The organism is Pseudomonas sp. P867, assembly GCF_019891455.1.
GTDB lineage: Bacteria > Pseudomonadota > Gammaproteobacteria > Pseudomonadales > Pseudomonadaceae > Aquipseudomonas > Aquipseudomonas synxantha_A.
Genome location: NZ_JAFLXB010000019.1, coordinates 47,204 through 74,195, shown reverse-complemented (window position 1 = coordinate 74,195; position 26,992 = coordinate 47,204). Strand labels below are relative to the sequence as shown.

The 26,992-nt window shown below is 60.5% G+C and carries 24 protein-coding genes and 1 tRNA gene; 13 read left to right on the top strand and 12 right to left on the bottom strand.

Annotation, left to right across the window (positions count from 1 at the left end; translation table 11 throughout):
- Positions 1 to 22: 22 nt before the first annotated feature.
- The 9 genes from bioB to J1G33_RS25895 all read left to right on the top strand — a co-directional run bounded on the left by bioB (position 23) and on the right by J1G33_RS25895 (position 10,434).
- Positions 23 to 1,078 carry a biotin synthase BioB gene (bioB, locus tag J1G33_RS25935; protein WP_223019029.1) on the top strand — a complete coding sequence of 352 codons (1,056 nt, stop codon included), beginning with the start codon at positions 23 to 25 and terminating at the stop codon, positions 1,076 to 1,078.
- Positions 1,079 to 1,089: 11 nt separating this feature from the next.
- On the top strand, positions 1,090 to 2,271 hold the full coding sequence (bioF, locus tag J1G33_RS25930; protein ID WP_148854062.1) for an 8-amino-7-oxononanoate synthase: 1,182 nt from the start codon (positions 1,090 to 1,092) through the stop codon (positions 2,269 to 2,271).
- Positions 2,264 to 2,995: an alpha/beta fold hydrolase gene (locus J1G33_RS25925; protein WP_223019028.1), complete on the top strand. Its 732-nt coding sequence runs from the start codon at positions 2,264 to 2,266 to the stop codon at positions 2,993 to 2,995. The genes bioF and J1G33_RS25925 overlap by 8 nt, the downstream gene beginning before the upstream one ends.
- Positions 2,988 to 3,800, top strand: a complete 813-nt coding sequence (bioC, locus tag J1G33_RS25920) for a malonyl-ACP O-methyltransferase BioC (protein ID WP_032879111.1) — start codon at positions 2,988 to 2,990, stop codon at positions 3,798 to 3,800. Before J1G33_RS25925 ends, bioC begins: the two co-directional genes overlap by 8 nt.
- Entirely contained in the window at positions 3,797 to 4,477 is a 681-nt protein-coding gene (gene bioD, locus J1G33_RS25915) for a dethiobiotin synthase (protein ID WP_032879112.1), read from the top strand. The genes bioC and bioD overlap by 4 nt, the downstream gene beginning before the upstream one ends.
- A 105-nt stretch (positions 4,478 to 4,582) precedes the next feature.
- A complete protein-coding gene (locus J1G33_RS25910; protein WP_032879113.1) occupies positions 4,583 to 4,864 on the top strand; it encodes a hypothetical protein in 282 nt (93 codons plus the stop codon).
- Positions 4,865 to 5,198: 334 nt separating this feature from the next.
- On the top strand, positions 5,199 to 7,004 hold the full coding sequence (locus tag J1G33_RS25905) for a phenylacyl-CoA dehydrogenase (RefSeq protein ID WP_032879115.1): 1,806 nt from the start codon (positions 5,199 to 5,201) through the stop codon (positions 7,002 to 7,004).
- A 218-nt stretch (positions 7,005 to 7,222) separates the two neighbouring features.
- Positions 7,223 to 8,512 (top strand): GGDEF domain-containing protein, encoded by a 1,290-nt coding sequence (locus J1G33_RS25900; protein ID WP_032879116.1) that lies wholly within the window; start codon positions 7,223 to 7,225, stop codon positions 8,510 to 8,512.
- A gap of 143 nt (positions 8,513 to 8,655) precedes the next feature.
- Positions 8,656 to 10,434, top strand: coding sequence for an acyl-CoA dehydrogenase C-terminal domain-containing protein (locus J1G33_RS25895; RefSeq protein WP_078822486.1), 1,779 nt, complete (start codon positions 8,656 to 8,658; stop codon positions 10,432 to 10,434).
- Positions 10,435 to 10,660: 226 nt separating this feature from the next.
- On the opposite strand, the gene J1G33_RS25890 is transcribed toward J1G33_RS25895, so the two are convergent.
- Positions 10,661 to 11,560: a LysR family transcriptional regulator gene (locus J1G33_RS25890; protein ID WP_005792083.1), complete on the bottom strand. Its 900-nt coding sequence runs from the start codon at positions 11,558 to 11,560 to the stop codon at positions 10,661 to 10,663.
- A gap of 209 nt (positions 11,561 to 11,769) precedes the next feature.
- Here J1G33_RS25890 and J1G33_RS25885 point away from each other — a divergent pair, with 209 nt between their 5' ends.
- From J1G33_RS25885 to J1G33_RS25870, 4 genes are all read left to right on the top strand, one after another.
- Positions 11,770 to 13,038 (top strand): aminotransferase class III-fold pyridoxal phosphate-dependent enzyme, encoded by a 1,269-nt coding sequence (locus J1G33_RS25885; RefSeq protein ID WP_103735241.1) that lies wholly within the window; start codon positions 11,770 to 11,772, stop codon positions 13,036 to 13,038.
- Between the two features lie 225 nt (positions 13,039 to 13,263).
- A complete protein-coding gene (locus tag J1G33_RS25880) occupies positions 13,264 to 13,548 on the top strand; it encodes a type II toxin-antitoxin system RelE/ParE family toxin (RefSeq protein ID WP_148854059.1) in 285 nt (94 codons plus the stop codon).
- Complete coding sequence (locus J1G33_RS25875) at positions 13,532 to 13,852, top strand: DNA-binding transcriptional regulator (protein ID WP_032879122.1); 321 nt, start codon at positions 13,532 to 13,534, stop codon at positions 13,850 to 13,852. Before J1G33_RS25880 ends, J1G33_RS25875 begins: the two co-directional genes overlap by 17 nt.
- Positions 13,853 to 13,945: 93 nt before the next feature.
- Positions 13,946 to 14,104 (top strand): YqaE/Pmp3 family membrane protein, encoded by a 159-nt coding sequence (locus J1G33_RS25870; protein WP_003194776.1) that lies wholly within the window; start codon positions 13,946 to 13,948, stop codon positions 14,102 to 14,104.
- A gap of 5 nt (positions 14,105 to 14,109) precedes the next feature.
- Here the strand turns inward: J1G33_RS25870 and pqqE are convergent, their stop codons facing one another.
- From pqqE to J1G33_RS25815, 11 genes are all read right to left on the bottom strand, one after another.
- The gene (gene pqqE / locus J1G33_RS25865; protein WP_005792079.1) at positions 14,110 to 15,261 is read right to left on the bottom strand and encodes a pyrroloquinoline quinone biosynthesis protein PqqE; all 1,152 of its coding nucleotides are present in this window, start codon (positions 15,259 to 15,261) and stop codon (positions 14,110 to 14,112) included.
- Positions 15,233 to 15,508 carry a pyrroloquinoline quinone biosynthesis peptide chaperone PqqD gene (gene pqqD, locus J1G33_RS25860; protein WP_223019027.1) on the bottom strand — a complete coding sequence of 92 codons (276 nt, stop codon included), beginning with the start codon at positions 15,506 to 15,508 and terminating at the stop codon, positions 15,233 to 15,235. The genes pqqE and pqqD overlap by 29 nt, the downstream gene beginning before the upstream one ends.
- Positions 15,505 to 16,257: a pyrroloquinoline-quinone synthase PqqC gene (gene pqqC, locus J1G33_RS25855; protein ID WP_017138042.1), complete on the bottom strand. Its 753-nt coding sequence runs from the start codon at positions 16,255 to 16,257 to the stop codon at positions 15,505 to 15,507. Before pqqC ends, pqqD begins: the two co-directional genes overlap by 4 nt.
- 11 nt (positions 16,258 to 16,268) lie before the next feature.
- A complete protein-coding gene (pqqB, locus tag J1G33_RS25850; protein ID WP_005792074.1) occupies positions 16,269 to 17,180 on the bottom strand; it encodes a pyrroloquinoline quinone biosynthesis protein PqqB in 912 nt (303 codons plus the stop codon).
- Between the two features lie 71 nt (positions 17,181 to 17,251).
- On the bottom strand, positions 17,252 to 17,326 hold the full coding sequence (gene pqqA / locus J1G33_RS25845; protein ID WP_003194766.1) for a pyrroloquinoline quinone precursor peptide PqqA: 75 nt from the start codon (positions 17,324 to 17,326) through the stop codon (positions 17,252 to 17,254).
- A 158-nt stretch (positions 17,327 to 17,484) separates the two neighbouring features.
- Positions 17,485 to 19,860 carry a pyrroloquinoline quinone biosynthesis protein PqqF gene (gene pqqF / locus J1G33_RS25840; RefSeq protein ID WP_223019026.1) on the bottom strand — a complete coding sequence of 792 codons (2,376 nt, stop codon included), beginning with the start codon at positions 19,858 to 19,860 and terminating at the stop codon, positions 17,485 to 17,487.
- A gap of 48 nt (positions 19,861 to 19,908) precedes the next feature.
- A complete protein-coding gene (locus J1G33_RS25835) occupies positions 19,909 to 20,703 on the bottom strand; it encodes a carbon-nitrogen hydrolase family protein (RefSeq protein WP_032879127.1) in 795 nt (264 codons plus the stop codon).
- Positions 20,704 to 20,713: 10 nt separating this feature from the next.
- Positions 20,714 to 22,396 carry an NAD(P)/FAD-dependent oxidoreductase gene (locus J1G33_RS25830; RefSeq protein ID WP_032881195.1) on the bottom strand — a complete coding sequence of 561 codons (1,683 nt, stop codon included), beginning with the start codon at positions 22,394 to 22,396 and terminating at the stop codon, positions 20,714 to 20,716.
- 167 nt (positions 22,397 to 22,563) lie between these two features.
- Entirely contained in the window at positions 22,564 to 23,010 is a 447-nt protein-coding gene (locus J1G33_RS25825; RefSeq protein WP_003194755.1) for an Lrp/AsnC family transcriptional regulator, read from the bottom strand.
- A 111-nt stretch (positions 23,011 to 23,121) separates the two neighbouring features.
- Positions 23,122 to 23,198 (bottom strand) — tRNA-Ile (locus J1G33_RS25820).
- A gap of 15 nt (positions 23,199 to 23,213) precedes the next feature.
- A complete protein-coding gene (locus tag J1G33_RS25815) occupies positions 23,214 to 26,957 on the bottom strand; it encodes a bifunctional diguanylate cyclase/phosphodiesterase (RefSeq protein WP_223019025.1) in 3,744 nt (1,247 codons plus the stop codon).
- Positions 26,958 to 26,992 lie beyond the last annotated feature (35 nt).

The window sequence follows — 26,992 nt, the reverse complement described above, 5'->3', positions numbered from 1 at the left end:
AAGCATAATCAAGGAATCGCCCATGAGCGCCAGCACCTCTGCCACCCTGCGTCACGACTGGTCTTTGGTCGAAGTCAAAGCCCTGTTCGTGCAGCCGTTCAATGACCTGTTGTTCCAGGCGCAGACCGTGCACCGCGCGCATTTCGACGCCAACCGCGTGCAGGTATCGACCCTGCTGTCGATCAAGACCGGCGCCTGCCCGGAAGATTGCAAATATTGTCCGCAGTCGGGTCACTACAACACCGGCCTGGAAAAAGAGAAGCTGATGGAGGTGCAGAAGGTCCTCGAAGAGGCCGCCCGCGCCAAGGCCATCGGCTCGACGCGCTTTTGCATGGGCGCGGCGTGGAAACACCCGTCGGCCAAAGACATGCCCTACGTGCTGGAGATGGTCAAAGGCGTAAAGGCCATGGGCCTGGAGACCTGCATGACCCTGGGTCGTCTCGACCAGGACCAGACCGAAGCGCTGGCCCAGGCCGGCCTGGATTACTACAACCATAACCTCGACACATCGCCAGAGTTCTACGGCTCGATCATCACCACCCGTACCTACAGCGAGCGCTTGCAAACCCTGGCCTACGTGCGTGATTCGGGGATGAAGATCTGCTCGGGCGGCATCCTCGGCATGGGCGAGTCCCTGGACGACCGTGCCAACCTGCTGATCCAACTGGCCAACCTGCCAGAGCATCCGGAGTCGGTGCCGATCAACATGCTCGTGAAGGTGGCCGGTACGCCGTTGGAAAACGCCGAGGACATCGACCCCTTCGACTTCATCCGTATGCTGGCGGTGGCGCGCATCCTGATGCCGCAATCCCACGTGCGCCTGTCCGCTGGCCGCGAAGCCATGAACGAGCAGATGCAGGCCCTGGCGTTTTTTGCCGGCGCCAACTCGATCTTCTACGGCGATAAATTGCTGACTACCGCCAACCCTCAGGCTGACAAGGACATGCAGCTGTTCGCACGCCTGGGCATCCTGCCCGAAGCTCGGGAAGAGCACGCCGATGAAGTGCATCAGGCGGCGATCGAGCAGGCGCTGGTGGAGCAAAAGAGCAGCGAGCAGTTCTATAACGCCGCTGTTTGATCGAGGCCAGCATGTCTTTTGATCTCGCCGCGCGCCTCGCTGCCCGCCGTGCCGAACATCTATACCGTCAACGCCCGCTGCTGCAGAGCCCTCAAGGGCCCGAAGTGGTGGTGGATGGCCAGCCATTGCTGGCGTTCTGCAATAACGATTACCTGGGCCTGGCCAATCACCCGCAGGTGATCGAAGCCTGGCGTGCCGGGGCGGCCCGTTGGGGCGTGGGTGGCGGCGCTTCGCATTTGGTGGTGGGCCACGTCACGCCGCACCATGAGTTGGAAGAAGCCCTGGCTGACTTGACCGGGCGCCCGCGTGCGTTGCTGTTTACCACCGGCTATATGGCCAACCTGGGCGCGGTCACGGCGCTGGTGGGGCAGGGCGATACGGTGCTGGAAGATCGCCTCAACCATGCTTCGTTGCTGGATGCCGGCTTATTGTCCGGGGCGCGGTTCAACCGCTACCTGCATAACGACGCGGGCAGCCTGGCCAAGCGCCTGGAAAAGGCCACCGGCAGTACGCTGGTGGTCACCGATGGTGTGTTCAGCATGGACGGCGACCTGGCCGACCTGCCAGCGCTGGCCCGGGAAGCCAGGGCCAAAGGTGCCTGGCTGATGGTAGATGATGCCCATGGCTTTGGCCCGCTGGGCGCCCATGGCGGCGGCATCGTCGAACATTTTGGCTTGAGCCAGGACGATGTACCGGTGCTGGTTGGCACCTTGGGCAAAGCCTTCGGCACCGCCGGGGCATTTGTGGCAGGCAGTGAAGACTTGATCGAAAGCCTGATCCAGTTTGCCCGGCCGTATATCTACACCACCAGCCAGCCACCGGCACTGGCCTGCGCCACCCTCAAAAGCCTGGAATTGCTGCGCAGCGAACACTGGCGGCGTGAGCACCTCAATGGGTTGATCCGCCAGTTCCGTCGCGGTGCCGAGCAGATGGGCCTGGCATTGATGGACAGCTTTACGCCGATCCAGCCGATCTTGATTGGCGACAGCGCCCGGGCATTGCGTCTGTCACAGATGCTGCGCGAGCGTGGGCTGATGGTGACTGCAATCCGCCCGCCGACTGTACCGGCCGGCAGTGCAAGGTTGCGTGTGACATTGACGGCGGCGCACAGCGAAGCGCAGGTGCAGCTATTGTTAAACGGATTAGAGCAATGTTTCCGGTTGTTGAACGCAGCGGAGCCCGACCATGCGTGATCGCCTGATACTGCTGCCCGGGTGGGGGCTCGGTGTGTCGCCGCTGGAACCGTTGGCCGCGGCACTGCAGGGCCTCAACGAGCACCTGCGGGTACAGATCGAACCCTTGCCGGCGCTGGATTCCAGTGATCTGGATGAGTGGCTTGACGAGCTCGATGCGACGCTGGCGGACGACGTCTGGCTCGGGGGCTGGTCCCTGGGCGGGATGCTTGCTTCGGAGCTTGCGGCACGCCGTGGCGAACGTTGCTGCGGTTTGCTGACTTTGGCGAGCAACCCGTGCTTCGTCGCCCATGACGGTTGGCCTCACGGGATGCCCGCCGAGACCTTCGATGCGTTCCTGGCGGGCTGCCACGCCGACTCCCAGGTCACCCTCAAGCGCTTCGGCCTGTTGTGTGCCAAGGGCGCGCAGGAGCCTCACGGGCTCTCGCGCTTGCTGGTCAGCGGCGCGCCGCATACCGCCCCCAGCGTGTTGATGCCCGGCCTGGAGCTGCTGGCCCAACTGGATACCCGCGCGGCCTTGCAGGCATTTCGCGGGCCGCAGTTGCATCTGTTTGCCGGCCTGGATGGGCTGGTACCTGCCGAAGCTGCCAGTGACCTGCTGGCGTTGCTCCCGGATGTAGAAGTCGGCCTGATTGAACAGGCCGGTCACGCGTTTCTTCTGGAAGACCCCCACGGTGTAGCGGGGGCCATCCAGGCTTTTTTGCATGAGTGTGTTGATGACTGACTTATCCCACCCTTGTTTGCCGGGTGCCTTGCCGGACAAGCGCCAGGTTGCTGCCTCGTTCTCCCGTGCAGCGGCCAGCTACGACAGCGTGGCCGAGTTGCAGCGCGCAGTAGGGCATGAGTTGGTCCGCCGTTTGCCCAGCGAGCTTTCGCCACAACGATGGCTGGATATGGGTTGCGGCACAGGGTATTTCAGTCGCGTGCTGGGTGAGCGTTTGCCCGGAAGCGAGGGCGTGGCGCTGGATATCGCCGAAGGCATGCTCAACCACGCGCGTCCGTTGGGCGGCGCCGCGCATTTCATGGCTGGCGATGCTGAACGCTTGCCGCTGAAGGCTGACAGCTTCGAGCTGCTCTTCTCCAGCCTCGCCGTGCAATGGTGTGCCAACTTCGATGCAGTGCTCAGCGAAGCTCAGCGCGTATTGCAACCTGGCGGTGTGTTGGCGTTCGCGAGCCTGTGCGTGGGTACCCTGGATGAACTGCGCGAAAGCTGGCGAGCGGTAGACGGCTTGGTTCACGTCAATCGCTTTCGCACCTTCGAGGCTTATCAGCAGTTATGTGCGGCCAGCGGCCTGCGGGTGGTGAGTCTCGCGCGACAGCCCCATGTGCTGCATTACCCGGATGTGCGCAGCCTGACCCACGAGCTCAAAGCGTTGGGTGCCCATAACCTCAACCCCGGCCGCCCCGGCGGCTTGACGGGGCGCGCGCGGATTGTTGCACTGGTAGACGCATACGAGCAGTTCCGTCAGGCTCAGGGCCTGCCCGCCACGTATCAGGTGGTGTACGCCGTACTGGAGAAACCGCTATGAGCGTCGCGTACTTCATCACCGGCACCGACACCGATGTGGGCAAGACCACTATCGCGGCCGGGCTGTTGCATGCTGCCAGGCTCGCGGGCAAAAGCACGGCCGCCGGGAAGCCGGTGGCGTCGGGGTGCCGGTTGACTGCCCAGGGCTTGCGCAATGCCGATGCCCTGGCGTTGCTGGCCGAGTGCTCATTGCCGCTCAGTTATGCCGAGGTCAACCCGGTGGCATTTGAGCCGGCTATCGCGCCGCATCTGGCTGCGCGCGAGGCGGGCGTGGGGCTGACGGTGCAATCGTTGCTCAAGCCGATGCAACAGATCCTGGCCCGTGGAGCCGACTTTACCTTGATCGAAGGGGCGGGCGGCTGGCGCGTGCCCTTGGCCGATCAGGCCAACCTGTCTGACCTGGCCATCGCGCTCAAATTGCCGGTGATCCTGGTGGTGGGCGTGCGCCTGGGCTGCATCAGCCACGCGTTGTTGACCGCCGAAGCGATCGCACGGGACGGCTTGCCGCTGGCCGGTTGGGTGGCGAATATCATCGATCCCAAGACCTCCCGTCTGGAAGAAAACCTCGCCACCCTGGCCGAGCGCTTGCCGGCGCCCTGCCTGGGGCGCGTGCCGAAGCTCAAGGATGCCAGTGCCGCCGCCGTGGCGGAGTACCTGGAGTTAGACCTGCTTGACTGATTTTGGCTATCGCAAGGCATTATGCCATTAGTGTTTTTGACGGGCCTTTTGCCGGGATGTCTGCTTCAATCCACCTTCACGATTCTCTCAAGGCAGGCTTAAGCCATGGAAATCTCTGGAAGCAGCGCGTTTTATTCGGGCCTGAGCAGTATTCAGACCGGGCAGAGCCGTGTCGACCAGGCGGCCGGCAAGATTGCCAGCGCCGCAACAGCCCAGCCATCGGCCGCGCAAAGCGATCGTCTGCAAGCTAATGACCGCGCCCAAGCGTCAAACTCGGCGAGCAATATGGTGGAAATGGCCCAGGGCAAGTTTCAAGTCGAGCTGGGGGCAAAAGTCGCCAAGGCTTCGGACGAAATGCTCGGTACGTTGATCGATACCTACGCCTGATCCCCTGCTGAACTCAATTAAAAATGTGGGAGGGGGCTTGCTCCCGATGCGGTGTATCAGCGTGCCCATTCATAGCTGACCTACCGCTATCGGGAGCAAGCCCCCTCCCACATTTGCCTGTGCCTGGCCCTGAGCTAGTTCTCTATTCGTTTTTTGCAGTGGCATCCCGCCGCAGGCCTTGCCGTGCCTGGCGATGACCTGCGTCAAGACAAACGGCATCTGGCCGACGCTTGACAACCCTGGGTCGTAAACGTATGTTTCAAACACCTGTTTGACCGCCATAACAAATCCACGCGGTTGTTCATCCCAGATACATCAGCAGAGGTTTATCGCTATGCCTGACTACAAGGCCCCCTTGCGTGATATTCGCTTCGTTCGTGACGAACTGCTCGGTTATGAAGCGCACTATCAGAGCCTGCCGGCTTGCCAGGACGCTACCCCGGACATGGTCGACGCCATCCTCGAAGAAGGCGCCAAGTTCTGTGAGCAAGTGCTGGCACCGCTGAACCGCGTGGGCGACATCGAAGGGTGTACCTGGAGTGAGTCAGGCGTTAAGACCCCTACCGGTTTCAAAGAAGCCTACAAACAGTTCGTCGAAGGCGGCTGGCCGAGCCTGGCCCATGACGTGGAGCACGGTGGCCAGGGCTTGCCGGAGTCCCTGGGCCTGGCGGTGAGCGAAATGGTCGGCGAAGCCAACTGGTCGTGGGGCATGTACCCTGGCCTGTCCCATGGCGCGATGAACACCATTTCCGAGCACGGCACCCCCGAGCAGCAAGACGCTTACCTGACCAAGCTGGTGTCGGGCGAATGGACCGGCACCATGTGCCTGACCGAGCCACACTGCGGTACCGACCTGGGCATGCTGCGCACCAAGGCCGAGCCTCAGGCTGACGGTTCCTACAAAGTCTCCGGCACCAAGATCTTCATCTCGGCCGGTGAACACGACATGGCCGACAACATTGTCCACATCGTACTGGCCCGCCTGCCGGACGCACCGGCCGGCACCAAAGGCATCTCGCTGTTTATCGTGCCCAAGTTCCTGCCCAACGCCGATGGTTCAGTGGGCGAGCGCAATGCGGTCACCTGTGGTTCCCTGGAACACAAGATGGGCATCCACGGCAACGCCACCTGCGTTATGAACTTCGACGCAGCCACCGGTTTCCTGATCGGCCCGGCGAACAAAGGCCTGAACTGCATGTTCACCTTTATGAACACCGCTCGCCTGGGCACTGCCCTGCAAGGCTTGGCCCACGCCGAAATCGGCTTCCAGGGTGGCCTGAAATATGCGCGTGATCGCCTGCAGATGCGCTCCCTGACCGGCCCTAAAGCACCTGACAAAGCCGCTGACCCGATCATTGTGCACCCAGACGTACGCCGCATGCTGCTGACCATGAAAGCCTTCGCCGAAGGTAACCGCGCGATGGTGTACTTCACCGCCAAGCAAGTGGACATCGTCAAGTACGGCACCGATGACGAAGCCAAGAAACAGGCCGATGGCCTGCTGGCATTCATGACCCCGATCGCCAAGGCGTTCATGACCGAAGTCGGCTTTGAATCGGCCAACCACGGCGTGCAGATCTACGGTGGCCACGGCTTCATCGCCGAGTGGGGCATGGAACAGAACGTGCGCGATAGCCGTATTTCGATGCTGTACGAAGGCACCACCGGCATCCAGGCCCTGGACTTGCTCGGCCGCAAAGTACTGATGACCCAAGGCGAAGCGCTCAAGGGCTTCACCAAGATTGTGCACAAGTTCTGTCAGGCCAACGAAGGTAACGACGCGGTTAAAGAGTTCGTTGCACCGCTGGCGGCACTGAACAAAGAGTGGGGCGAGTTGACCATGAAGGTCGGCATGGCCGCGATGAAAGACCGCGAAGAAGTCGGTGCCGCTTCGGTGGATTACCTGATGTACTCCGGCTACGCGTGCCTGGCGTACTTCTGGGCCGACATGGCGCGCCTGGCCGCCGAGAAACTGGCTGCCGGTACCAGCGAAGAGGCGTTCTACACCGCCAAGTTGCAGACCGCGCGCTTCTACTTCCAGCGCATCCTGCCGCGTACCCGTACCCACGTGGCGACCATGCTGTCGGGCGCCAACAACCTGATGGACATGAAAGAAGAAGACTTCGGCCTGGCTTACTAAGCCTTACCGGTTCTTTCTGCAACCGCCGCCTCTTTCGGGACGCGGCGGTTTTTTTTGCCCTCCTACAGAGTACGGGCATAAAAAACCGCAGTAATGCACTCAGGGATTACAACCCGCTGCCGTTACAGTAGTGGCAATGTGATACGTGTCAGCCCGGTTGTGCTTAACTGGCTGCATAAAGGCACAGTGCCATTATTTTGCGGGTCGGAGTTTTACCCTTGTCACGCGTGTCTGCTGTACGTTTCAGTCATTTCCTACCTTCGCTGCTGCTGTTGCTGGCCGGGCTTTCGGCTGCGTACGTCAAGGACCTCAACGTCTTCTTCACCTCGCTCTTCAACGTGTTGCCGACCCTGGTCCTGCTGCTCGGCGGCGCGTACTGCGCGGTCTATCGGCGCCAGCGTGAACTGTTCCTGATGATCACGGTGTACGTCGCCTATTTCCTGCTGGATACCCAGACCGATTTCTACCGCGACAATGGCCGCGTGCGTGACGACGCCGCGGTGGTGTTCCACCTGTGTTGCCTGCTGTTGCCGTTGCTGTTCAGCATCTATGCGCTGTGGCAGGAAAAAACCCATCTGTTCCGTGACTTCGTCGCCCGCTGCGCGGTGTTGCTGGCGGTGGGCAGTGTGGCGCTGGCCCTGGAGCAAAGTTTCCCCCAGGCTTTGCTGGGCTGGTTGGCGGAGATTCGCTGGCCGATGCTGCATGGCGCGTGGATGAGCCTGATCCAGCTGTCCTATCCCATGTTCCTGATCGGCTTCCTTACCCTGGCCGCCCAGTATTGGTATCAGCCGCGCCCGCTGCACGCCGCCCAATTGGTGGGGTTTTTGGGCCTGTTCTGGATGTTGCCGCAAACCTTCATCCTGCCGTTCACCCTCAACATCATGTGCAGCCAAGTGATGTTGATGATTGCTGCCGGTGTGGCCCACGAAGCCTATCAAATGGCGTTCCGCGACGAACTGACCGGCTTGCCGGGACGACGCGCCCTCAACGAACGCATGCAACGGCTGGGGCGCAACTATGTGCTGGCGATGAGTGACGTTGATCACTTCAAACGTTTCAACGACACCCATGGCCACGACGTGGGCGACCAGGTGCTGCGCCTGGTGGCGAGCAAGCTGTCCAAGGTCAACGGCGGCGGGCGCGCCTACCGGTATGGCGGTGAAGAATTTGCCGTGGTGTTTGCCGGCAAGACCTTGGATGAATGCATGCCGCACCTGGAGGAGATTCGCGAGATCATTGCCGGCTACGCCATCAAGTTGCGTAACCCGGATCGTCCTCATGACGACCACCAAGGCCGTCAACGGCGTGCGGGCAGCGGAGCCTCCAGCGTGTCGGTGACGGTCAGCATCGGCGTGGCCGAGCGTCAGGCCGAGCAGCGTAACCCTGAAGAGGTGCTCAAGTCCGCCGACCAGGCGCTGTACGCCGCCAAGGGCGCCGGACGTAACTGCGTGATTGCGGCCGGGCAAACCCGTCGTGGCGCGGTGCGCACGCAAAGCGCTGCGGGTTGAGTCAGCGCGCTGTATTTACTGTGACTTAAAAATACCAGATAGTCACAAGCAGACCCTATGTGTCTGAAAAGTTGTTCGGGTACACTCGGGGTCTGTAAAACCGATCCTATCGAATCACTTTTCATGTTCCCACGAGGTTTGCCATGGCTGATTACAAAGCGCCGTTGCGTGATATGCGCTTCGTCCTCAACGAAGTTTTTGAAGTCGCCAAGACTTGGGCCGAACTGCCGGCATTGGCAGACACCGTTGATGCCGAAACCGTTGAGGCGATCCTCGAAGAGGCCGGCAAGGTTACCGCCAAATCCATCGCGCCCTTGAGCCGCGGCGGCGATGAGCAAGGCTGCCATTGGACCGACGGCGCGGTGCGTACCCCGGACGGTTTCCCCCAGGCTTATGCGACCTACGCCGAAGGCGGCTGGGTGGGTGTGGGCGGCGATCCGACCTATGGCGGCATGGGTATGCCCAAGGCGGTGTCGGCGCAGGTTGAAGAAATGATCAACTCGTCGAGCCTGGCATTCGGCCTGTACCCGATGCTGACCTCCGGCGCCTGTGTCTCGATCAACACCCACGCCAGCGAAGAGCTCAAGGCCGCGTACTTGCCGAAGATGTATTCCGGTGAGTGGGCAGGTTCCATGTGCTTGACCGAAGCCCATGCCGGCACCGACCTGGGCATGATTCGCACCAAGGCCGAGCCTCAGGCGGATGGTTCCTACAAGGTCAGCGGCACCAAGATCTTCATCACCGGTGGCGAGCACGACCTGACCGAGAACATCATCCATCTGGTGCTGGCCAAACTGCCGGATGCACCGGCGGGGCCCAAGGGCATCTCGCTGTTTCTGGTGCCCAAGTTCATGGTGAACGCCGACGGCAGCCTTGGCGCGCGCAACCCGGTGACCTGCGGTTCGATTGAACACAAGATGGGGATCCAGGCGTCCGCGACCTGCGTGATGAACTTCGACGAAGCCGTGGGTTATCTGGTCGGTGAGCCTAACCGTGGCCTGGCGGCGATGTTCACCATGATGAACTACGAGCGTCTGGGGGTGGGCATCCAGGGCCTGGCCTCCGGCGAGCGCTCCTATCAGAACGCGATTGAATACGCCCGCGACCGCCTGCAAAGCCGCTCCCCGCTGGGTGCACAGGCCAAGGATAAAGTGGCAGATCCGATCATCGTGCATCCGGACGTACGCCGTATGCTGCTGACCATGAAGGCGGCCAACGAAGGCGGTCGTGCGTTCTCCACCTACGTGGCGACGCAGTTGGACATCGCCAAGTTCAGCGACGATGCGCAGGCGCGCGAGCGCGCCGATAACCTGGTGGCGTTGTTGACACCCGTGGCCAAGGCGTTCCTCACCGACCTGGGCCTGGAAACCACTGTGCTCGGCCAGCAAGTGTTTGGTGGCCATGGCTATATTCGCGAATGGGGCCAGGAGCAGTTGGTGCGTGACGTGCGCATCACCCAGATCTACGAAGGCACCAACGGCATTCAGGCGCTGGATTTGATGGGACGCAAGATCGTCGGCAGCGGCGGTGCGTTCTACACGCTGTTCGCCGATGAGATCCGCCAGTTCATCGCTGAATCGGGGGCCGAGCTGGCCGAGTTCACCACGCCGCTCAGCGCAGCGGTGGATAACCTGGATGAATTGACGGCCTGGGTACTGGACCGCGCCAAGAGCAACGCGAATGAAATCGGCGCAGCGTCGGTGGAGTACTTGCATGCATTCGGCTACATGGCCTACGCCTATATGTGGGCGCGCATGGCCAAGGCCGCGTTGGGCAAAGAGGCCGAGGAGGCTTTCTACGCCAGCAAACTGGGGACTGCACGTTTCTACTTTGCCCGTCTGCTGCCGCGTATCCATTCGTTGAGCGCGTCGGTAAAAGCTGGTAGCGAATCGCTGTTCCTGATGGATGAAGCACTGTTTTAAGGGCCTGTAGGGCGTGTAAGCAATCTCTTACATGACGTGCTGCTAATCGTCCTCTATCGCCAAATTGGATCCACGGATAATCTACTTCACATGGACGTCGCGCAGGAAGCGCAAAGCAACAACACGGACACGTAGGATTCTGCCAGGACGGCGGAGTGAAATGGATGTCAGGGAAACAGTCTGCAAAGCCCCGCTTCGGCGGGGTTTTCTTTTGCCCGCGAAAAAGTCAGGCGCTTGCCTGCGGGGCATTCATCACGTCTTCCAGCAGGGTGCGCAGCAATGCGACGGTGGCCTGTTGGCGTTGCACATCGCGGCAGACCAGCCCCACCTTCAATGGCACCCTCGGTTCGCTCAAGGGTTTCCACAAAAGCGCCTGGCTGTTGTGTTCGTCCTGGGAACGCCCCGGTAGCACCGTCGCCAGCTTGGTGTGGGGCAGGCTGTCGAGTATTCCCACCATGGTGTTGAGCTCCGCTTGCACCTGCGGGCGCCGCCCCAGGTTGGCCAACTGGCCCTGCCAGATCTGCCTGACTTGAAACTCCTCTCCCAACAGCAGCATCGGTAACTCGGCAGCTTGTTTGAGCGAGACTTTCTTGAATTCGCGCAGCGGATGGTCGTCGGGAATCACCACCTTCAACTCATCTTCATACAGCAGCACACCGTGCAGGCCCGGCTGACGTGGCGGCAGGTAGCTGATGCCAATGTCGAGGGAGCCGTTGAGCAACCGCCGCTCAATCTCAAGCCCCGTCAGCTCGTAAATCTGCACCACCAAATGAGGCTGGGCCTTGCGCACGCGCTCAAGCATTTGCGGCACCAGGCTGGTGTGCACGGTTTGCAGCACGCCGATGGCCAGGGTCCGCATGGCCTGGCCCTTGAAGTTGCGTAGCGCTTCGACGGCTTGCTGCATGCCATCAATGAGCGGCAACGCGTGGTTGTATAAGGTGTGCGCCGCCAGGGTCGGCAGCAGCCGCTTGCTGCTGCGTTCGAACAGACTTACATCAAGGTTCTGCTCCAGCTGGCGAATCTGTTGTGACAAGGCCGGTTGCGAGATCGAAAGACGCTCCGCAGCACGCCCTACGTGGCCTTCCTCATACACCGCGACGAAATAACGCAGTTGCTTGAAATCCATAAGGCTTACTTATCGAAAAAGCTGGAAAATCGAAATGGCCGCTGGCCCCCGAGACGCCTAGTCTAGCGCCTATTCGCAGGGCTTACAGGGCCGGATCGGACAATGAACAGCGTTTTTGTTGATAGCGTTTATATAGGCAAGGCAAAAAAACCTCAGGTGCAATGGTCCGGCCGTAACCACCAAGGTCAGGTTGCCAACGGGGGTAAGTTGTGAATCTGTTCAACATCCGCCGCCCCGCCCCGAGCCTGGATGACCTGATCCAGGATGCCCCACGCGACACGCATTCAACCGAGCATTTGATGCCCACTGTGGCGCGCCCACCTCAAGTGTTTGTGCGAGGCCAGGGCTCGTGGCTGTGGGACAGTGATGAGCGTGCCTATATGGACTTCAGCCAAGGCAATGCCGCCAACAGCCTGGGCCATAGCCCACAGGTATTGATCAAGGCCCTGGCTGCGCAAACCCAGGCGCTGATCAATCCCGGCAATGGCCTGCATAACCGTGCCCAACTCAATCTCGTCGAGCGCCTTTGCCAGCATACCGGCAGCGACCAGGCTTACCTGCTCAATAGCGGCGCGGAAGCCTGCGAGGCGGCAATCAAACTGGCGCGCAAGTGGGGGCAACTGCACCGTGGCGGGGCCTATCGCATTATCAGCGCCAGCAACGGTTGCCATGGACATGGCTTCGCTACGCTAGCCGCTTCGGCTGGTACCTTGGTAAACCGCTTCGAACCGCAATTGTCGGGCTTCAGTCACGTTCCCTTCAATGATCTTCCCGCCCTGCATGCTGCCGTGGATGCCCAGACGGTGGCCATTCTGCTGGAACCGATCCAGTGCGAAGCCGGCGTGATCCCGGCGACCGAACACTATCTCAAAGGCGTCGAGCGGCTGTGCCGCGAACTGGGGATCCTGCTGATCCTCGACGAAGTGCAAACCGGCATGGGCCGCTGTGGCACCTTGCTTGCCGAGCAACAGTACGGCGTGCATGCCGACATCATCACCCTGGGCAAGGGCCTGGGCGGCGGTGTGCCGTTGGCGGCGCTGCTGGCACGGGGCAAGGCCTGTTGCTTTGAAGTGGGTGAGCTGGAAGGTACCCATCATGGCAATGCATTGATGGCCTCGGCTGGGTTGGCCGTCACCGATACCGTGCTTGAGCCCGGTTTTCTTGAGCATGTACGCGTGTTGGGCTGTCACCTGGGCGAAGGGCTTGCCCGTCTGGCCTATCGCTACGGCCATGGCCCATTGCGCGGGAATGGCCTGATGTGGGGGCTTACCTTATCGGATGATTCTGCGGATGCGGTGGTAAAAGCCGCGCTGCAAGAGGGACTGATCCTCAGCGCGCCGCAACCCGACTGCCTGCGCTTCACACCGGCGCTGACGGTGAGCAAAAGCAACATCGACGAAATGCTCCTGCGCCTGGCCCGCGCCTTCTCACGGGTGCGCACCGCGCAACTGCAATGCCGAAAGGGCATTGCTGTTTAACCGTCCAATTCCTGAACCGTCTCGCGGTATACGCGGCGCCCTCAGCCTGATTCTTTTGGCTGGGGGCGTTTTTTTGCCTGAGTAATTTCTGGTGTGAAAACGTTTATTGAGTCTCTTTGGAAACGATGGCTTTTTAGCGAGCGTCGGCAAGGACTGCCGGAGGGGCACGACGTGCTCGACTTTTAATCTATACCACTGGGTGGTATGTTTTAGGAAGGGATCTCCATGAGGCTCAGGTTGTTCAAAACAAGGCGATTTGCCGAGGCGGCCACTAAAGTCTGGATCTGCGATTCTGAGTTGAGGAAGGCGTTTGGCGAAATGTTGAGGGGGCAGGCAGATAATCTGGGAGGTGGTGTCTGGAAAAAACGTCTCAACCAGAATCGGCATCGGTCTGTTGTATTGGCCAAGGGCAGGCATTATTGGGTTTATGAAGGGTTAAACGAAGCACAGATTCAGCGCATGCTGGATCTCAGGGAGTTTGTGGAGATACATCATGACCAAGAAGTATAAAAGTGAGGCGCTTGAGTCCATTCATCAGTCTGCCGAAGCGCTTCATGCCATCGGCGCCATCAGCAAAACCACGCTTCGAGAATATGATGAAGCATGCTTATCTGCCATGCCGGACCAAATCCCTGCCGAACAGATCAAGCAACTGCGTGAAAGCAGCCATGTCAGCCAACCTGTATTTGCCCGCTACCTGAACACCAGTGCTTCCACGGTCAAAAAATGGGAGTCGGGCGAGAAACGGCCCAGCGGCATGGCACTCAAGTTGTTGAGCGTCGTGAAGAAGCATGGTCTGCAGATTCTGGCGTGAGATGGCCCGATGCCAGAATCCACTGAACCCTCACGAACCGCCAATGTCGATTAGCTACACGGCTCACACGAGCCGATTTTCTGGAGCTGACCCATGGACATTATTCGTATCATCATCGCTATTCTGCTGCCGCCACTGGGTGTGTTCCTGCAAGTAGGCTTCGGCGGTGCATTCTGGCTGAATATCCTGCTGACCCTGTGCGGTTACTTCCCTGGCATCATCCACGCGGTGTACATCATCGCCAAGCGTTGAAGCCCTCAGCCTTTTGCAATGAGCCGTGAGTTGCGCTCATTGCGAAAGGCCAGTTGCTCGATGGTCTGGGTGGCATGTTCGGCTTCTTCCCGTGCCTGCAGGATGATGCCGTGCTGCTCGGACTTACTGCATACAGGGTCGGCATTGCTGGCGTCACCGGTGAGCATGAACGCCTGGCAACGGCAGCCGCCGAAATCCTTTTCCTTTTCATCGCATGAGCGGCAGGGCTCGGGCATCCAGTCGTAGCCGCGAAAGCGATTGAAACCAAACGAGTCGTACCAGATGTGCTGCATGCTGTGGTCGCGCACATTGGGAAACTGCACCGGCATCTGCCTCGCGCCGTGACAGGGCAGGGCGGTGCCGTCCGGTGTCACCGTCAGAAAGATGCTGCCCCAGCCGTTCATGCAGGCTTTCGGACGCTCTTCATAATAATCCGGTGTCACGAAGATCAGCTTGCACGGATGACCTTCGGCTTCCAGTTTGGCGCGGTATTCATTGGTGATGCGTTCGGCGCGCACCAACTGGTCTCGGGTCGGCAACAAGCCCACGCGATTAAGCTGCGCCCAGCCGTAGAACTGGCAGGTGGCGAGTTCGACAAAATCCGCTTCCAGCGCGATACACAGCTCGATGATGCGGTCGATCTTGTCGATATTGTGCCGATGGGTGACGAAGTTCAGCACCATCGGGTAGCCGTGTGCCTTGACCGCACGGGCCATTTCCAGTTTTTGCGCGAAGGCTTTTTTCGAGCCGGCCAGCAGGTTGTTCACCTGTTCGTCGCTGGCCTGGAAACTGATCTGGATATGATCCAGCCCGGCCTTTTTGAAGTCGCTGATTTTCTGCTCGGTCAGGCCGATACCGGAGGTGATCAGGTTGGTATAGAAGCCCAGCTTGCGGGCCTCGGCGATCAGTTCGGCCAAGTCCTGTCGCACCAGTGGTTCACCCCCGGAAAACCCCAGCTGTGCGGCACCCATCTCGCGGGCTTCGCGAAACACCTTGATCCATTGCTCGGTGCTCAGCTCTTTGCCCTGCTCGGCGAAATCCAGCGGGTTGGAACAGTACGGGCACTGCAGCGGGCAGCGATAGGTCAACTCTGCCAGTAGCCACAGCGGCAAGCCGATGGCGGGTTTTTCAGGCAAGGGTGATCCAGTGCTCAGCACGGGCGACCTCCATGAATTGCTCGATGTCTTCACCGAGCTCCGGTACGCCGGGGAATTGTTGGTCCAGCTCGGCGATGATGGCTGCCACGTCGTGCTCGCCGTCGATCAAACCGCCGATCAACGCGGCGCTGTCGTTGAGCTTGATCATGCCTTCCGGATAGAGCAACACATGGCCTTTTTGCGCAGGCTCATACTGGAAACGGTAGCCCTGGCGCCAGGTCGGTATTTTGCTGCGATCAAAGCTCATAGGGTGATCCCTTTATGCCACACCCGCTGCTCGGTCACGCTGTGATAGGGCGGGCGTTTGAGTTCGTAGGCCATGCTCATTGCATCGAGCATGCTCCATAGAATATCCAGTTTGAACTGGAGAATTTCCAGCATGCGCTCCTGCCCCTCGCGGGTGGTGTAGTGCTGCAAGGTGATCGCCAAACCATGTTCCACATCGCGACGAGCCTGGCCCAGGCGGGTGCGGAAGTATTCGTAGCCGGCCGGGTCGATCCACGGGTAGTGCTGCGGCCAGCTGTCGAGGCGCGATTGGTGGATCTGCGGCGCGAACAGCTCGGTCAGCGAGCTGCTGGCAGCTTCCTGCCAACTGGCGCGGCGGGCGAAGTTGACGTAGGCGTCCACCGCGAAGCGTACGCCGGGCAGCACCAGTTCCTGGGAGCGCAGCTGGTCCGGGTCGAGGCCAACAGCCTGGCCCAGGCGCAGCCAGGCTTCGATACCGCCGTCTTCCCCCGGTGCGCCGTCGTGGTCGAGCAAACGCTGGATCCACTCGCGGCGGATCTCACGGTCCGGGCAGTTGGCCAGGATCGCGGCGTCTTTCAGGGGGATGTTCACCTGGTAATAGAAGCGATTGGCGACCCAGCCCTGGATCTGCTCGCGGGTAGCGCGGCCTTCATACATCGCCACATGGTAGGGGTGATGGATATGGTAGAAGGCGCCCTTGGCCCGCAAGGCTGCTTCGAACTCGGCGGTCGTCAGCGGTGTGTCAGTCATTTCAGTGGCTCCTACAATTCAATGCTCATGCCGTCGTACGCCACTTCGACATTGCGCCGCACCAACTCGGCTCGCTCGGGGGAATCTTCATCGAGGATCGGATTGGTATTGTTGATGTGGATAAGCACCTTGCGCTGCTTGGGCAACTGCTCCAGCACTTCGAGCATACCGCCCGGGCCGTTCTGCGCCAGGTGGCCCATCTCGCGACCGGTGCGGGTGCCGACGCCACGGCGCTGCATTTCATCGTCATCCCACATCGTGCCGTCTACCAAAAGGCAATCGCTGCCGCCCATGATATCCAGCAGCGGCGCGTCGACCTTGCCCAGGCCCGGGGCGTAGAACAGTTTACCGCCGGTGCGCAGGTCTTCGACGATCAGGCCGATGTTGTCACCAGGGTGCGGGTCGAAGCGGTGCGGCGAGTAGGGCGGCGCTGCGCTGCGCAACGGCAGTGGGGTGAAACGCAGGTTGGGGCAGGCCGGGATGGTGAAGCTGGCGTCCAGTTCGATGCGGTTCCAGGCCAGGCCGCCGTTCCAGTGGGTCAGCATGGTGAACAACGGGAACCCGGTGCTCAGGTCTTCATGGACCATGTCGGTGCACCATACCTGATGCGGGCAGCCTTCCCGCAGGCTCAACAGGCCAGTGGTGTGGTCGATCTGGCTGTCCATCAGGATGATTGCGCTGATACCGGTATCGCGCAGGGCGCGCCCGGGTTGCATGGGCGCAAAGCCCTGGAGTTGCGCGCGGATATCCGGCGACGCGTTGCACAGTACCCAATTCACACCGTCGTCGGAGATCGCGATGGACGACTGGGTGCGCGCCTGGGCCCGCAGGCTGCCATCGCGAAAGCCTGCGCAGTTCACGCAGTTGCAGTTCCACTGCGGGAAGCCACCGCCGGCGGCGGAACCTAGAATCTGGACAAACATGATCTCTCCATCAAGCGCAGCTCAAAACAAAAACGCCCCGGGCGAACCGAGGCGTTGTATTACTCAGCCAATCAACGGCTGGCGAAGTACATGGTGACTTCGAAACCAATACGCAGATCAGTGTAAGCAGGTTTGGACCAGGTCATATTCTTACTCCTATCAAGGGATGGGACGTTCACTACCAAGTAATACATATAGTCCACCTCCCACTGGAGATGTTCAGATATTGCTGCGCAATGTTACGCAATTCTTTTCAAGTTAGCGCTGTCTCGATGGAAAAAGCCTGTTGCAGGGTTGGCAACGATCATTGTGCCGCTTGCCAGTCATCGCTGATACGCGGGCCGTTAGCCACGCAACGCCAGCCGCCTGCTGCTTCAAGGAGTTGTTGGGCTGCGTGCTGCAAGTCCTCGCGTGTGCGGCTTTGGATCAGGTGTTGAAGTTGATCCAGGTAACTCGACGAATGACCCGCCAACTGCGCGTGCCAAAGCAAATCGGCGGCTTGGCTGACGGGGAGTGCCTGCGCCGTGAATTGCTGCGCAAGAGGCTGATTGCCCACGTCTGCGCTGCGTTCGATCAAAGACGGCAGTTGTTGCAGGAAGGCTTGCAGGTGTTCGGCGATCCTGCCCAGTGACAGGCTGGGCGATTGCACGCCAAACAACAGGCCGGTTTGCCCGTTGATTTGTCGGATGCCGCTGAACACGGCGTAGCCGATTTGCAGCTCAACTCTCAAACGTTGGTAGAACGGGCCCTGGAGCATATGCCCGAGCAGTCGCCAGTTGGCCTCATCGACGAGAGACTGGCTCGGCACTGGACAAAAAAGCAGCAGCGCAGCGTCGCTGGATGCGGTGTTCACCGGGTGCCAGATCCGCTGCCCGTTGAGAACTTCAGGTGTGCATTGAATGTTGGCCGGCTGCCCTGGCAAGCGGGCGGCGGCGATTTTGATCGCCGCTTCACTGGCCGCAGGCAAACCCGCACCCAGCCCCTGCCAGTGAGCAGTGGACCACGACGCTGGTGTCTCCGAGGAGTCGGCTGAAACACCGACGCAGCAAGCTGGCAACGCCTTGAGAAGTTCGCGAATGGCGATCATCGGCGGGGGCGTCGGTGATGACAGATGTGCATCCGAGCTGCTCAGGCTGCGCGCCAACGCTTCGAGCACGGCCGGCATCGGTTCGTGAAGGCCGTGCATGTTCACCCGCCAATCGTTGCCAATGGTTTCGCAAGACAACTCGACACCCGCTTGACGGGCTTGCTCGCGCAACGGCTGCAACAGGCTTTCCAATCCGGCGGGTACGGCAGCGTCAAACCGCCAATGCAGGTACAGCGCGCCTTCGTCGGTGTCATCCGCCAGTGCGTTGCTGAAGGTCAGCGCCGATAACTCCCTCCGGCCCCGTAAGCGATCCTGGGCAAAGGTACGCAAGCCCCGATGGGCGCTGGTTTGGCCGCGGATCAAACCGGCGCGTTCTTCCTTGGCCGGCGCACGAAGAAAGGGGTTGCCCGGTGGAAGTTGCCAACTGTGTTCAGACGCGGGCAGATGCAGCGATGCAAGCATGGCCTTGAGGGCTGCAATGCCTTGGTCCGACAGGTCTTTGCTGTCGTCGCGAGCCAATGTCAGGGCGCCTTGAACCTGCTGTTGACGCGCATTGAGCAAGGCAAGCTCTTCACGTAATGGATTCCAGTCGCTGTGTGCGAAAAAGCTCAGCCAGTCATACAACAAGGCTTCGATCTGCGTCGCCGGTTGGTGGTCGCTATCGAGGGTAACGTCGATATCCAGCACCGCCTGGTCCGCGTAGTGGTACAGCACTGACGCATGCAGCGCGCTGGCCAGTTGGCTAGCTTTCAGTTCGGCCAACAACCCGCCCGACGCCGAAGCGTTGAGCCAGGTGCAGAGAAACTCCAGTGCTTGGCGGGGGGCGTTACAGATGATGACCTGATGCAGGTGCTGGCTGGCGGTGTGTTGATAGCTGCGTGCCTGGCCGTGCATCAGGGGTGGTGGCGCGGTTTGCGGGTGCAGGGGGCCGGCAATCAGTTCGTCACCGAACTGCTGGGCAAGGGTTTGCAAATCTGCCAGCGATTGCGGACCGGCGAGGCTCAAGGTCATCTGCCCGCTTTGATAGAAATGCCTATGGAATTCGCGCAAGGCTTGCTGAAAATCGTCGCTTTCCACCGTCAGGCTGTCGCGGTTGCCGGCATGGAATCCTCGCAGCGGGTGATCGGCCGCTAAACCTTGCAACAACGCAACTTGGTGTTGTGCCCTGGCGTCCTCGGACCAGGCCACGAACTCCGCGTGCAGCACTTCGCGTTCACGTCGTTGATCGTCGAGCGTCAGGCGTGGATGAGTCACCATGTCTGCCAACCGCGCCAGCCCGTCAGCGAAGGCCGACACCGGCAGCTCAAAGAAATACTCGGTGGTTCGCTCGCGGGTACTGGCATTGACCTGCCCACCGAGGCGCTGCACGTAGGCCATCAATCCTTCCCCGGCCGGAAAACGCTCGGTACCGAGAAACAGCAAATGCTCAAGAAAGTGTGCCAGCCCCGGCCAGGCCAATGGCACATCGTGACTGCCGGCAGCCACGCGCAGAACGGCGGCGCAGCGCTTCAAGCGCGGCGCATGGCGCAGGGATACTCGCAGGCCATTGGCCAGGGTCAGATGAACGGGGTGAGGGTGAACCGGCGCAGGCATGGGCACTTCCGAGGCGTGAGAAGTGCCTATGCTAGCAAACCCGTGGGGTCAGGGCTTGTGCAGCGCGCCGTAGAGTTCGGGGCGTCGGTCTTGCAGGTAGTGGTTGGCGGCGCGTGCGCTGAGGATTGACTGGCGATCCAGGGTGCCGACGATCAAGGCTTCGTCCAGGCCGGCCTGGGCGATACGTTGGCCATCCGGTGCGGCAATGCTGCTTTGTCCACAGTAATGAATCTCGCCTTCGTGCCCGCAGTAATTGGCATAGGCCACAAAGCACTGGTTTTCAAACGCCCGCGAACGCACGGTGACGTCGGCGACAAAATCGAACGGCACCATGTTGGCGGTGGGCACCAGAATCAGTTCGGCGCCGGCCAGGGCCAGACGCCGGGTATTCTCCGGAAACTCCAGATCGTAGCAAATCAGAAACCCCAGCTTCCAGCCGTTGAGTTCTACCACCGGAAAATCATCGTCGCCTGCGCTGAACATGGCGTGATCCAGATCGCCAAACAGGTGGGTCTTGCGATAGTTACACAGGCGCTGACCCTCGGCGTCGATCAACTGGACGGCGTTGTAGATCTGCCCATCGTCAGCCCGCTCCGGATAGCCGTAGAGAATGGCCAGCCCGGCGTTTTGCGCGATCTCGGCAATGGCTTGGGCAGACTCCCCATCCCGCGCCTCGGCCAACGCGCCAACAGCTTCGGCGCCGATGTTATAGCCCGAGAGAAACATCTCTGGCAGCACCAGCACATCGGCGTCGGATGCCTCTTGCGCCAGTTGGCGCAGGCGCTGGATATTACCGGCCACATCCAGCGGCAGCGGCGGGCATTGGTACAGGGCGACACGCATGTTCAGCTCCTTACTCGGCCAGGGCGATTGGCCCGATTTCATCGAACACATCGCCGGGGCCCGGGTTCTCTGGGTGGGTGCTGCCACCGAAGTGAGTCATGATGCCCCACACCGCGTTGAGCGAGGTTTGTACGGCGCCTTCGACCCACGCGGGCGTCCACGATACGTCGTCACCGGCGATGAAAATCCCGCGTTGTTCGGCGGGCATGTCTTTCTGCATGAAGTGCGCGTACATCCGCTGGTTGTAGCGATAGTGGCCGGGCAGTGCACCTTTGAAAGCCCCGAGGAAGTGCGGGTCGGCTTCCCAGGAAACCGTGATCGGGTCGCCGATGATGCGTGCCTTGATATCGACGTTGGGGTAGATCTTGTTCAACGCGTCCAGGGCCAGCTTCACCCGCTTGTCGATAGGCTGGGGCAGCATTTTCAGGGCGTCGCTCATCCACGAGTAGGAAAGGCAAATCACCCCCGGCTTGTCGTCGCCATTATCGAACAGATAGGTGCCGCGGGTCAGGCGGTCGGTGAGGGTCATGCTCATCAGGTCGCGGCCGGTTTGCGGGTCTTTGTCTTTCCAGAATGGGCGGTCAACCATCACGAAGGTTTTCGACGACTGCATGTAGCGCGTGCGGTCCAGGGCCATCCACATTTTTTGCGAGAACAAGGTTTCGTCGCATTCAATCTGGGTGGTCAGCAGCCAGCTTTGGCAGGTGGTCAGCACCGCGGCGTACTCGCGGGTATCACCGTAGTTGTCAGTGACGGCGAAACGGCCATCGGCCGCATGAGCAATGCGTTTGACCCCTGCCCGTGGTGCGCCTCTATGCAGCAAGCTGAGGCTGGTGCCGGCCGGCCAATGGGCGCAGCGCTCCGGCACATGACGCCAGATGCCCATGGGCACTTGCGCTACGCCGCCAACGACCAGGTGTTGATGGTCGTCGCAGTTGGTCATCACCACGCGGAAGATTTCCAGCATGGAGTTGGGGAAGTCCGAGTCCCAGCCGCCGGTGCCGAAGCCGACCTGGCCAAACACCTCGCGATGATGGAACGACAACTTGGCAAAGGCCTTGGAGGTTGCGACGAAGTCGTAGAAGGTACGGTCATCCCACAGCGGCACGAGCTTGTTCCACAGTTCTTTGAGCCGCGGTACATCACGGTCGCGGATCGCCTGCTGGATATCGCCGAACTGCGAGCCGGCTTCCAGTGCATCGGCCCAGGCATCGGCCACTTCCTGAAACAGCGCAGGCAAGTCGGAGAGTTTTTGTGCGTAGTGGGTCTGGCCTTCCAGATCAATCACAGTGCTGCCGGACGCTGGGGTCAGCGGGTTGGGAAAGGGTTTGGTTTCCAGCCCCAACTTGTCTACGTAATGGTAGAACGCCGTCGACGACACCGGGAAACGCATCCCGCCCAGCTCGGCGATGATGCCTTCGGCGCCTTCGAAGGCCTGGGAGCGCAAGCGGCCACCCATCTTCGAGGCTTCATACACCACTGGCTTGAGCCCCAGCTTCATCAGCTCGTAGGCCGCGACCAAACCAGCGATACCGGCGCCCACGATCGCCACTTCGGCCCCATGGTTGGCGGCGGGAATACTGCCCAGCCCGGCGGGGTGCTCGATCCAGTCATCAAATGCGAACGGGAAATCCGGGCCGAAAATGGTGATGGGTTTCTTGCCGTCTGCTGGGTGACGATTGGTCTTGCTGATAGTGCTGGACGGAATGCTCATGGCTGACCTTACTGACGGCTCGGCGGGATATGGCCTGTTGAGTATAGGAAAAGATGGCAGCCAGTTTAGGGAGCGTAGCGCTCGTTAATAAGACGCAATGTGTCGTCGGATTGCACTGATTTTTGTCAATATGACGAAGTTATCGATCAGATTGGCTGTCCGCGATCCAATTTGTTGCTGAGGATGATCGAGGTGGTGGTTTTCTCCACACCGTCGACACTGCCGATCTGGTCGAGCAGTTGGTCCAGTTGCTCCGGCGAATCGGTGCGCAGCCAGGCCACGTAATCGAATTCGCCGCTGACCGCACACAACTGCTGCACCTGCGCCATGGCACTCAGCCTGCGCAGCACCTCTTTGCCTGAGCGTGGTTGCACGGTAATCCCCACATAAGCCTGCAAACCCCCATCCGCGACGCGCTGGCCCAAGCGTACGCCGTAACCGGTGATCACCTGGGTTTTCTCCAGGCGTGCCAGGCGTGACGTGACTGTGGTGCGCGCAATCCCCAGTTGCCGGGCAAGCATGGCCACGCTTTCGCGGGCATTGAGCTGCAGGGCGGCGATCAGTTGGCGGTCGATTTCGTCTAGGGCGGGCAAGGGGGGGACTCCGGTGCGGACGACAATGAGTACGCATGGTACAGGCTGGGTCCGGCCGAAAGAACCGTGACACCAGACACGCAAAAGCCGCGCAATGCGCGGCTTTCAAGTTGGTGGGCCCAGCAGGACTCGAACCTGCGACCAAGGGATTATGAGTCCCCTGCTCTAACCAACTGAGCTATAGGCCCTCAGTAGGTCGCGGATTATAACGATGGTTTGTTCACTGTGCCATCCGAAAAATCCTCCAGCTTCGTACGAAGGAAGCTCGCGGCAAAAAGCTCCGGCGGCAGGGGCAGGCTGACGATGTAGCCTTGCATCTGTTCACAGCCTTCGGCGGCGAGGAATGTTTGCTGTGCGGGGGTCTCCACGCCTTCGGCAATGATGATGAATTGCATGCTGTGGCCCAGCGCGATGATGGCGCGCACGATGGCGACGTCGTGGGGATCGTCGGGCAGGCCTCGAACGAAGGATTGGTCGATCTTGAGGAAGTCCAGGGGCAGGCGCTTGAGGTAGCTGAGGGACGAGTAGCCAGTGCCAAAATCATCGATCGCCAGCTGGACGCCCAAGCGTTTGAGTTGATGCAGAACCCCCAGGGCTTCTTCGGCCTGGCTCATGATGAAGTTCTCGGTGATCTCCAATTGCAGGCAGCCAGGTTCAAGGCGGTAATCGCGCAGCAGTTGTTCGATGCGTGACAACAGGTTGGGGTGACGCAGCTGCGCGCCTGCGAGGTTGACCGACAGTGGCCCGAAATCGTCGAAAGCCTCTTGCCAGGCGTGCAACTGCCGACAGGCTTGTTCCAGCACCCAGTCGCCAATCTGCAGGATCGTGCCGTTCTCTTCGGCCAGGGCGATGAAGTGTTCGGGCGGGACGTCGCCCAAGGTCGGGTGATGCCAGCGGATCAGGGCTTCGGCGCCGATCAGCTCCTGGGTCAACAGGCTGCGCTTGGGTTGGTAATAGAGGCTCAGCTCTTCACGTTCGATGGCACGGCGCAGCTCGTGCTCCAGCGCTACGCGTTCATTGGCTTGGGCCGTCAAGTCGCGGGTATAGCTTTCGACACGGTTGCGGCCCTTGGCCTTGGAGCGATACATCGCAGCATCGGCGTTCTTGACCAGAGTGGCGACGTCGGTGCCATCCTGTGGGTAAAGGCTGGTGCCAATACTGGCGCTGATAAAAAACTCATGGTCACCGGCCTGGAATGGGGGTGTAAAGCAGTCGAGCAGTTTGTTCGCCAGATACTGGGCATCGCCGGCCTGCTGCAAGCCGGGCAGCAAGATGATGAATTCATCCCCGCCCAGGCGGGCAACGGTGTCGACGTCGCGCAGTTGCTGCTTGAGGCGTACGGCGATGTCTTTGAGCAGCAGGTCGCCGACCGGGTGGCCGAGGCTGTCGTTGATGTGTTTGAAACGGTCCAGGTCAAGAAACAACACCGCGCCTTGCCTGCCGCTTTCCTGCTGGCCGTTAAGGGCGGCCTGCAGTCGATTTTCAAACAGGGTGCGGTTGGGCAGACCGGTCAGCGGGTCGTGGTGGGCCTGATAGTCCAGGCGTGCCTGGGCCAGCTTGAGGCTGGAGATGTCGGCAAACACGGCAACGAAGTGCGTGATCAATTGGTCGCGGTTACGCACGGCGCTGATGGTCAGCCAGCTTGGGTACACCTCGCCGTTCTTGCGGCGGTTGGAAATCTCTCCCTGCCAGTGTCCATGGGCCGTCAATTGGTGCCACATCGCCGCATAGAATGCGCTGTCATGCAGGCCCGAGGCGAGCAGGCGCGGGGTATGGCCGAGTGCTTCGATTTCGCTGTAGCCGGTGATCTCACTGAAGGCGCGATTGACGGCACTGATGTTCTGTCGTGTGTCGGTGATCAAAACGCCTTCAGCGGTGCTCTCGAATACCGTGGCGGCCTGTTGCAGTTTTTCCTGCATCTGCTGGCGTTCGGTGATGTCCCGGGCGATGGTCAGCATGCAGTCTTCGTCACCGATGGGCAGCGGGCGACTGGAGACTTCGCAGAGGCGAAGCTGGCCGTCGGCGCGACGGATATGGCAGATGAAATCACGCACGAAGCCGTCGCGCTGCATCAACTCCAGCATGTGCTTGCGTTCGTTGAGATCGACCCAGATACCCAGGTCCAGGGTTGATTGGTCGAGCGAAGAGGCGCTGGTGAAGCCGGTCAGATGGCTGAAACCTTCGTTCACCTCAATCAATAGGCCATCCCTTTGGCGACTCAGCAGCAAGCCGTCGGGGGACGCATGGAACGCCTTGGCGAATTTCTCTTCGGAGGTTTGCAGCTGCTGTTGGGTTTCCTTGAGCTGGGTGATATCGCGCACCACCACCACCAGAGCTTCGGTGGTGTCGAGTTGGAAAGGCTCAGCTGAGATCAGCCCCGTAAACGCTTGGCCGTTGCTGCGCAGAAAGGACATTTCCAGGTTGCGGATACTGGTGGTCTGTACCCGCTGCAGCAAATCCGGCCCGACGCCCTGAATGCGCCATATATTCAGATCTGAGGCGGCTTTGCCCACGACCTCGTCGGCGGTCAGGCCAATCTGGTCCTCGAATGCCTTGTTGACCTCCAGCAGGCAGCCATCGGATAGCCTGGCGATCACCAGAATGTCGGGGCATTGCTGGAACACCGACGCAAACTTCTGCTCGGACAGTTGCAGGGCTTCCTCCGTGCGCTTGGCTTCGCTGATATCGATCATCAGGCCGCGCAGCACTGGCTCATGGCCGTGTTCGATCAGGCTGACAATATCGCGCACCCACAGGCAACGGCCGTCCGCCGTGATGACCCGGTAATCGACGCTGTGATCACGATTGGCACGGGTTTCCCGGTAGCAATACGCTTCGGTGCGCGTGAGGTCGGCGGGGTGAATGATGTTGCGCCAGAAACCCGGAATCAGCCAGTGGGCGCGCGGATATCCGAGCAAGTCTTCGGCATGGGGCGACACATAGCTGTAGGTGAAATCGCTGATGCTCGCTTCCCAGGCGATGGCGGACAAGCTCTCTACCAGGCCGCGATAGTGGTATTCGCTGCTGCGCAGTTCTTGTTCAAGGGCGACCCTGCGGGAGATTTCCGAACTGAGCCGGCGATTGATCCGAATGACCACCGCCAGCACGGTACTGAGCAACAATACGGCGGGCAGGCCGTACGTCAGCAGGTCGACCCAGAAGGTGCGGTGATCGGTGAAGCTGCCGACCCAATGTTGCTGGATCGCATCGGTTTCGGCTGAGCTAAGGTCGGCGAGGACTTTGTCCAGGATGCCCACCAGCATTTTCTGTTCCTGCGGGACGCCCATTGCCAATTGGTAGCGATAGGGCGTTTCGCCACTGACGTACAAGCCATCGAGCTTGAGTTGGCGCAGGCTCCAGACGCTGGATGCCAAGTCGCCGACGACTGCGTCCACTTCATCGGTGGCCAGGGCTTGCAGCGTCGAACTGACGTTGGGCATCGCCACCAGATTCAGGTCCGGGTGGTGAGTGCGCAGCAATTCATGGGGCGCATAGTTTTCCACCACGGCAATTTTCAGCCCGTACAAACCCTTTAGGTTGCGTGGTTTCGCGCCGCCTTCATGGGCAAGGATGACGATGGGAAAGTCGAGGTAGGGGCGTGTAAAGGCCAGGTAGCTTTGGCGCTCCGGAGTGGACATGATGCCGGGTAGTAAGTCGAGCTGGTTGCTCCGGGCTTGTTCAAGTACAGCGGTCCAGTTTGCCGGTTCGATCAGCTTGATCCTGACACCCAGTCGGTCCTGGATCAGGCGCACATAGTCGGCAGCCAGGCCCTGGTAACGACCATTCTCATCACGGTATTCAAAGGGGGGCCAGGACGCGTCCACCCCAAGGCGAAGCTCCTGATGGTCCGCCAACCAGCTACGCTCATCCTCCGTGAGAGTCAACGCGCCAGCCGTTGCGGTCCAGGTCAGCAGCGACAGTAGCAACACGGTCGGCAATCTGGGCATAACGGTCTCGTTATGGCACGGGGAATAGTTCGAGT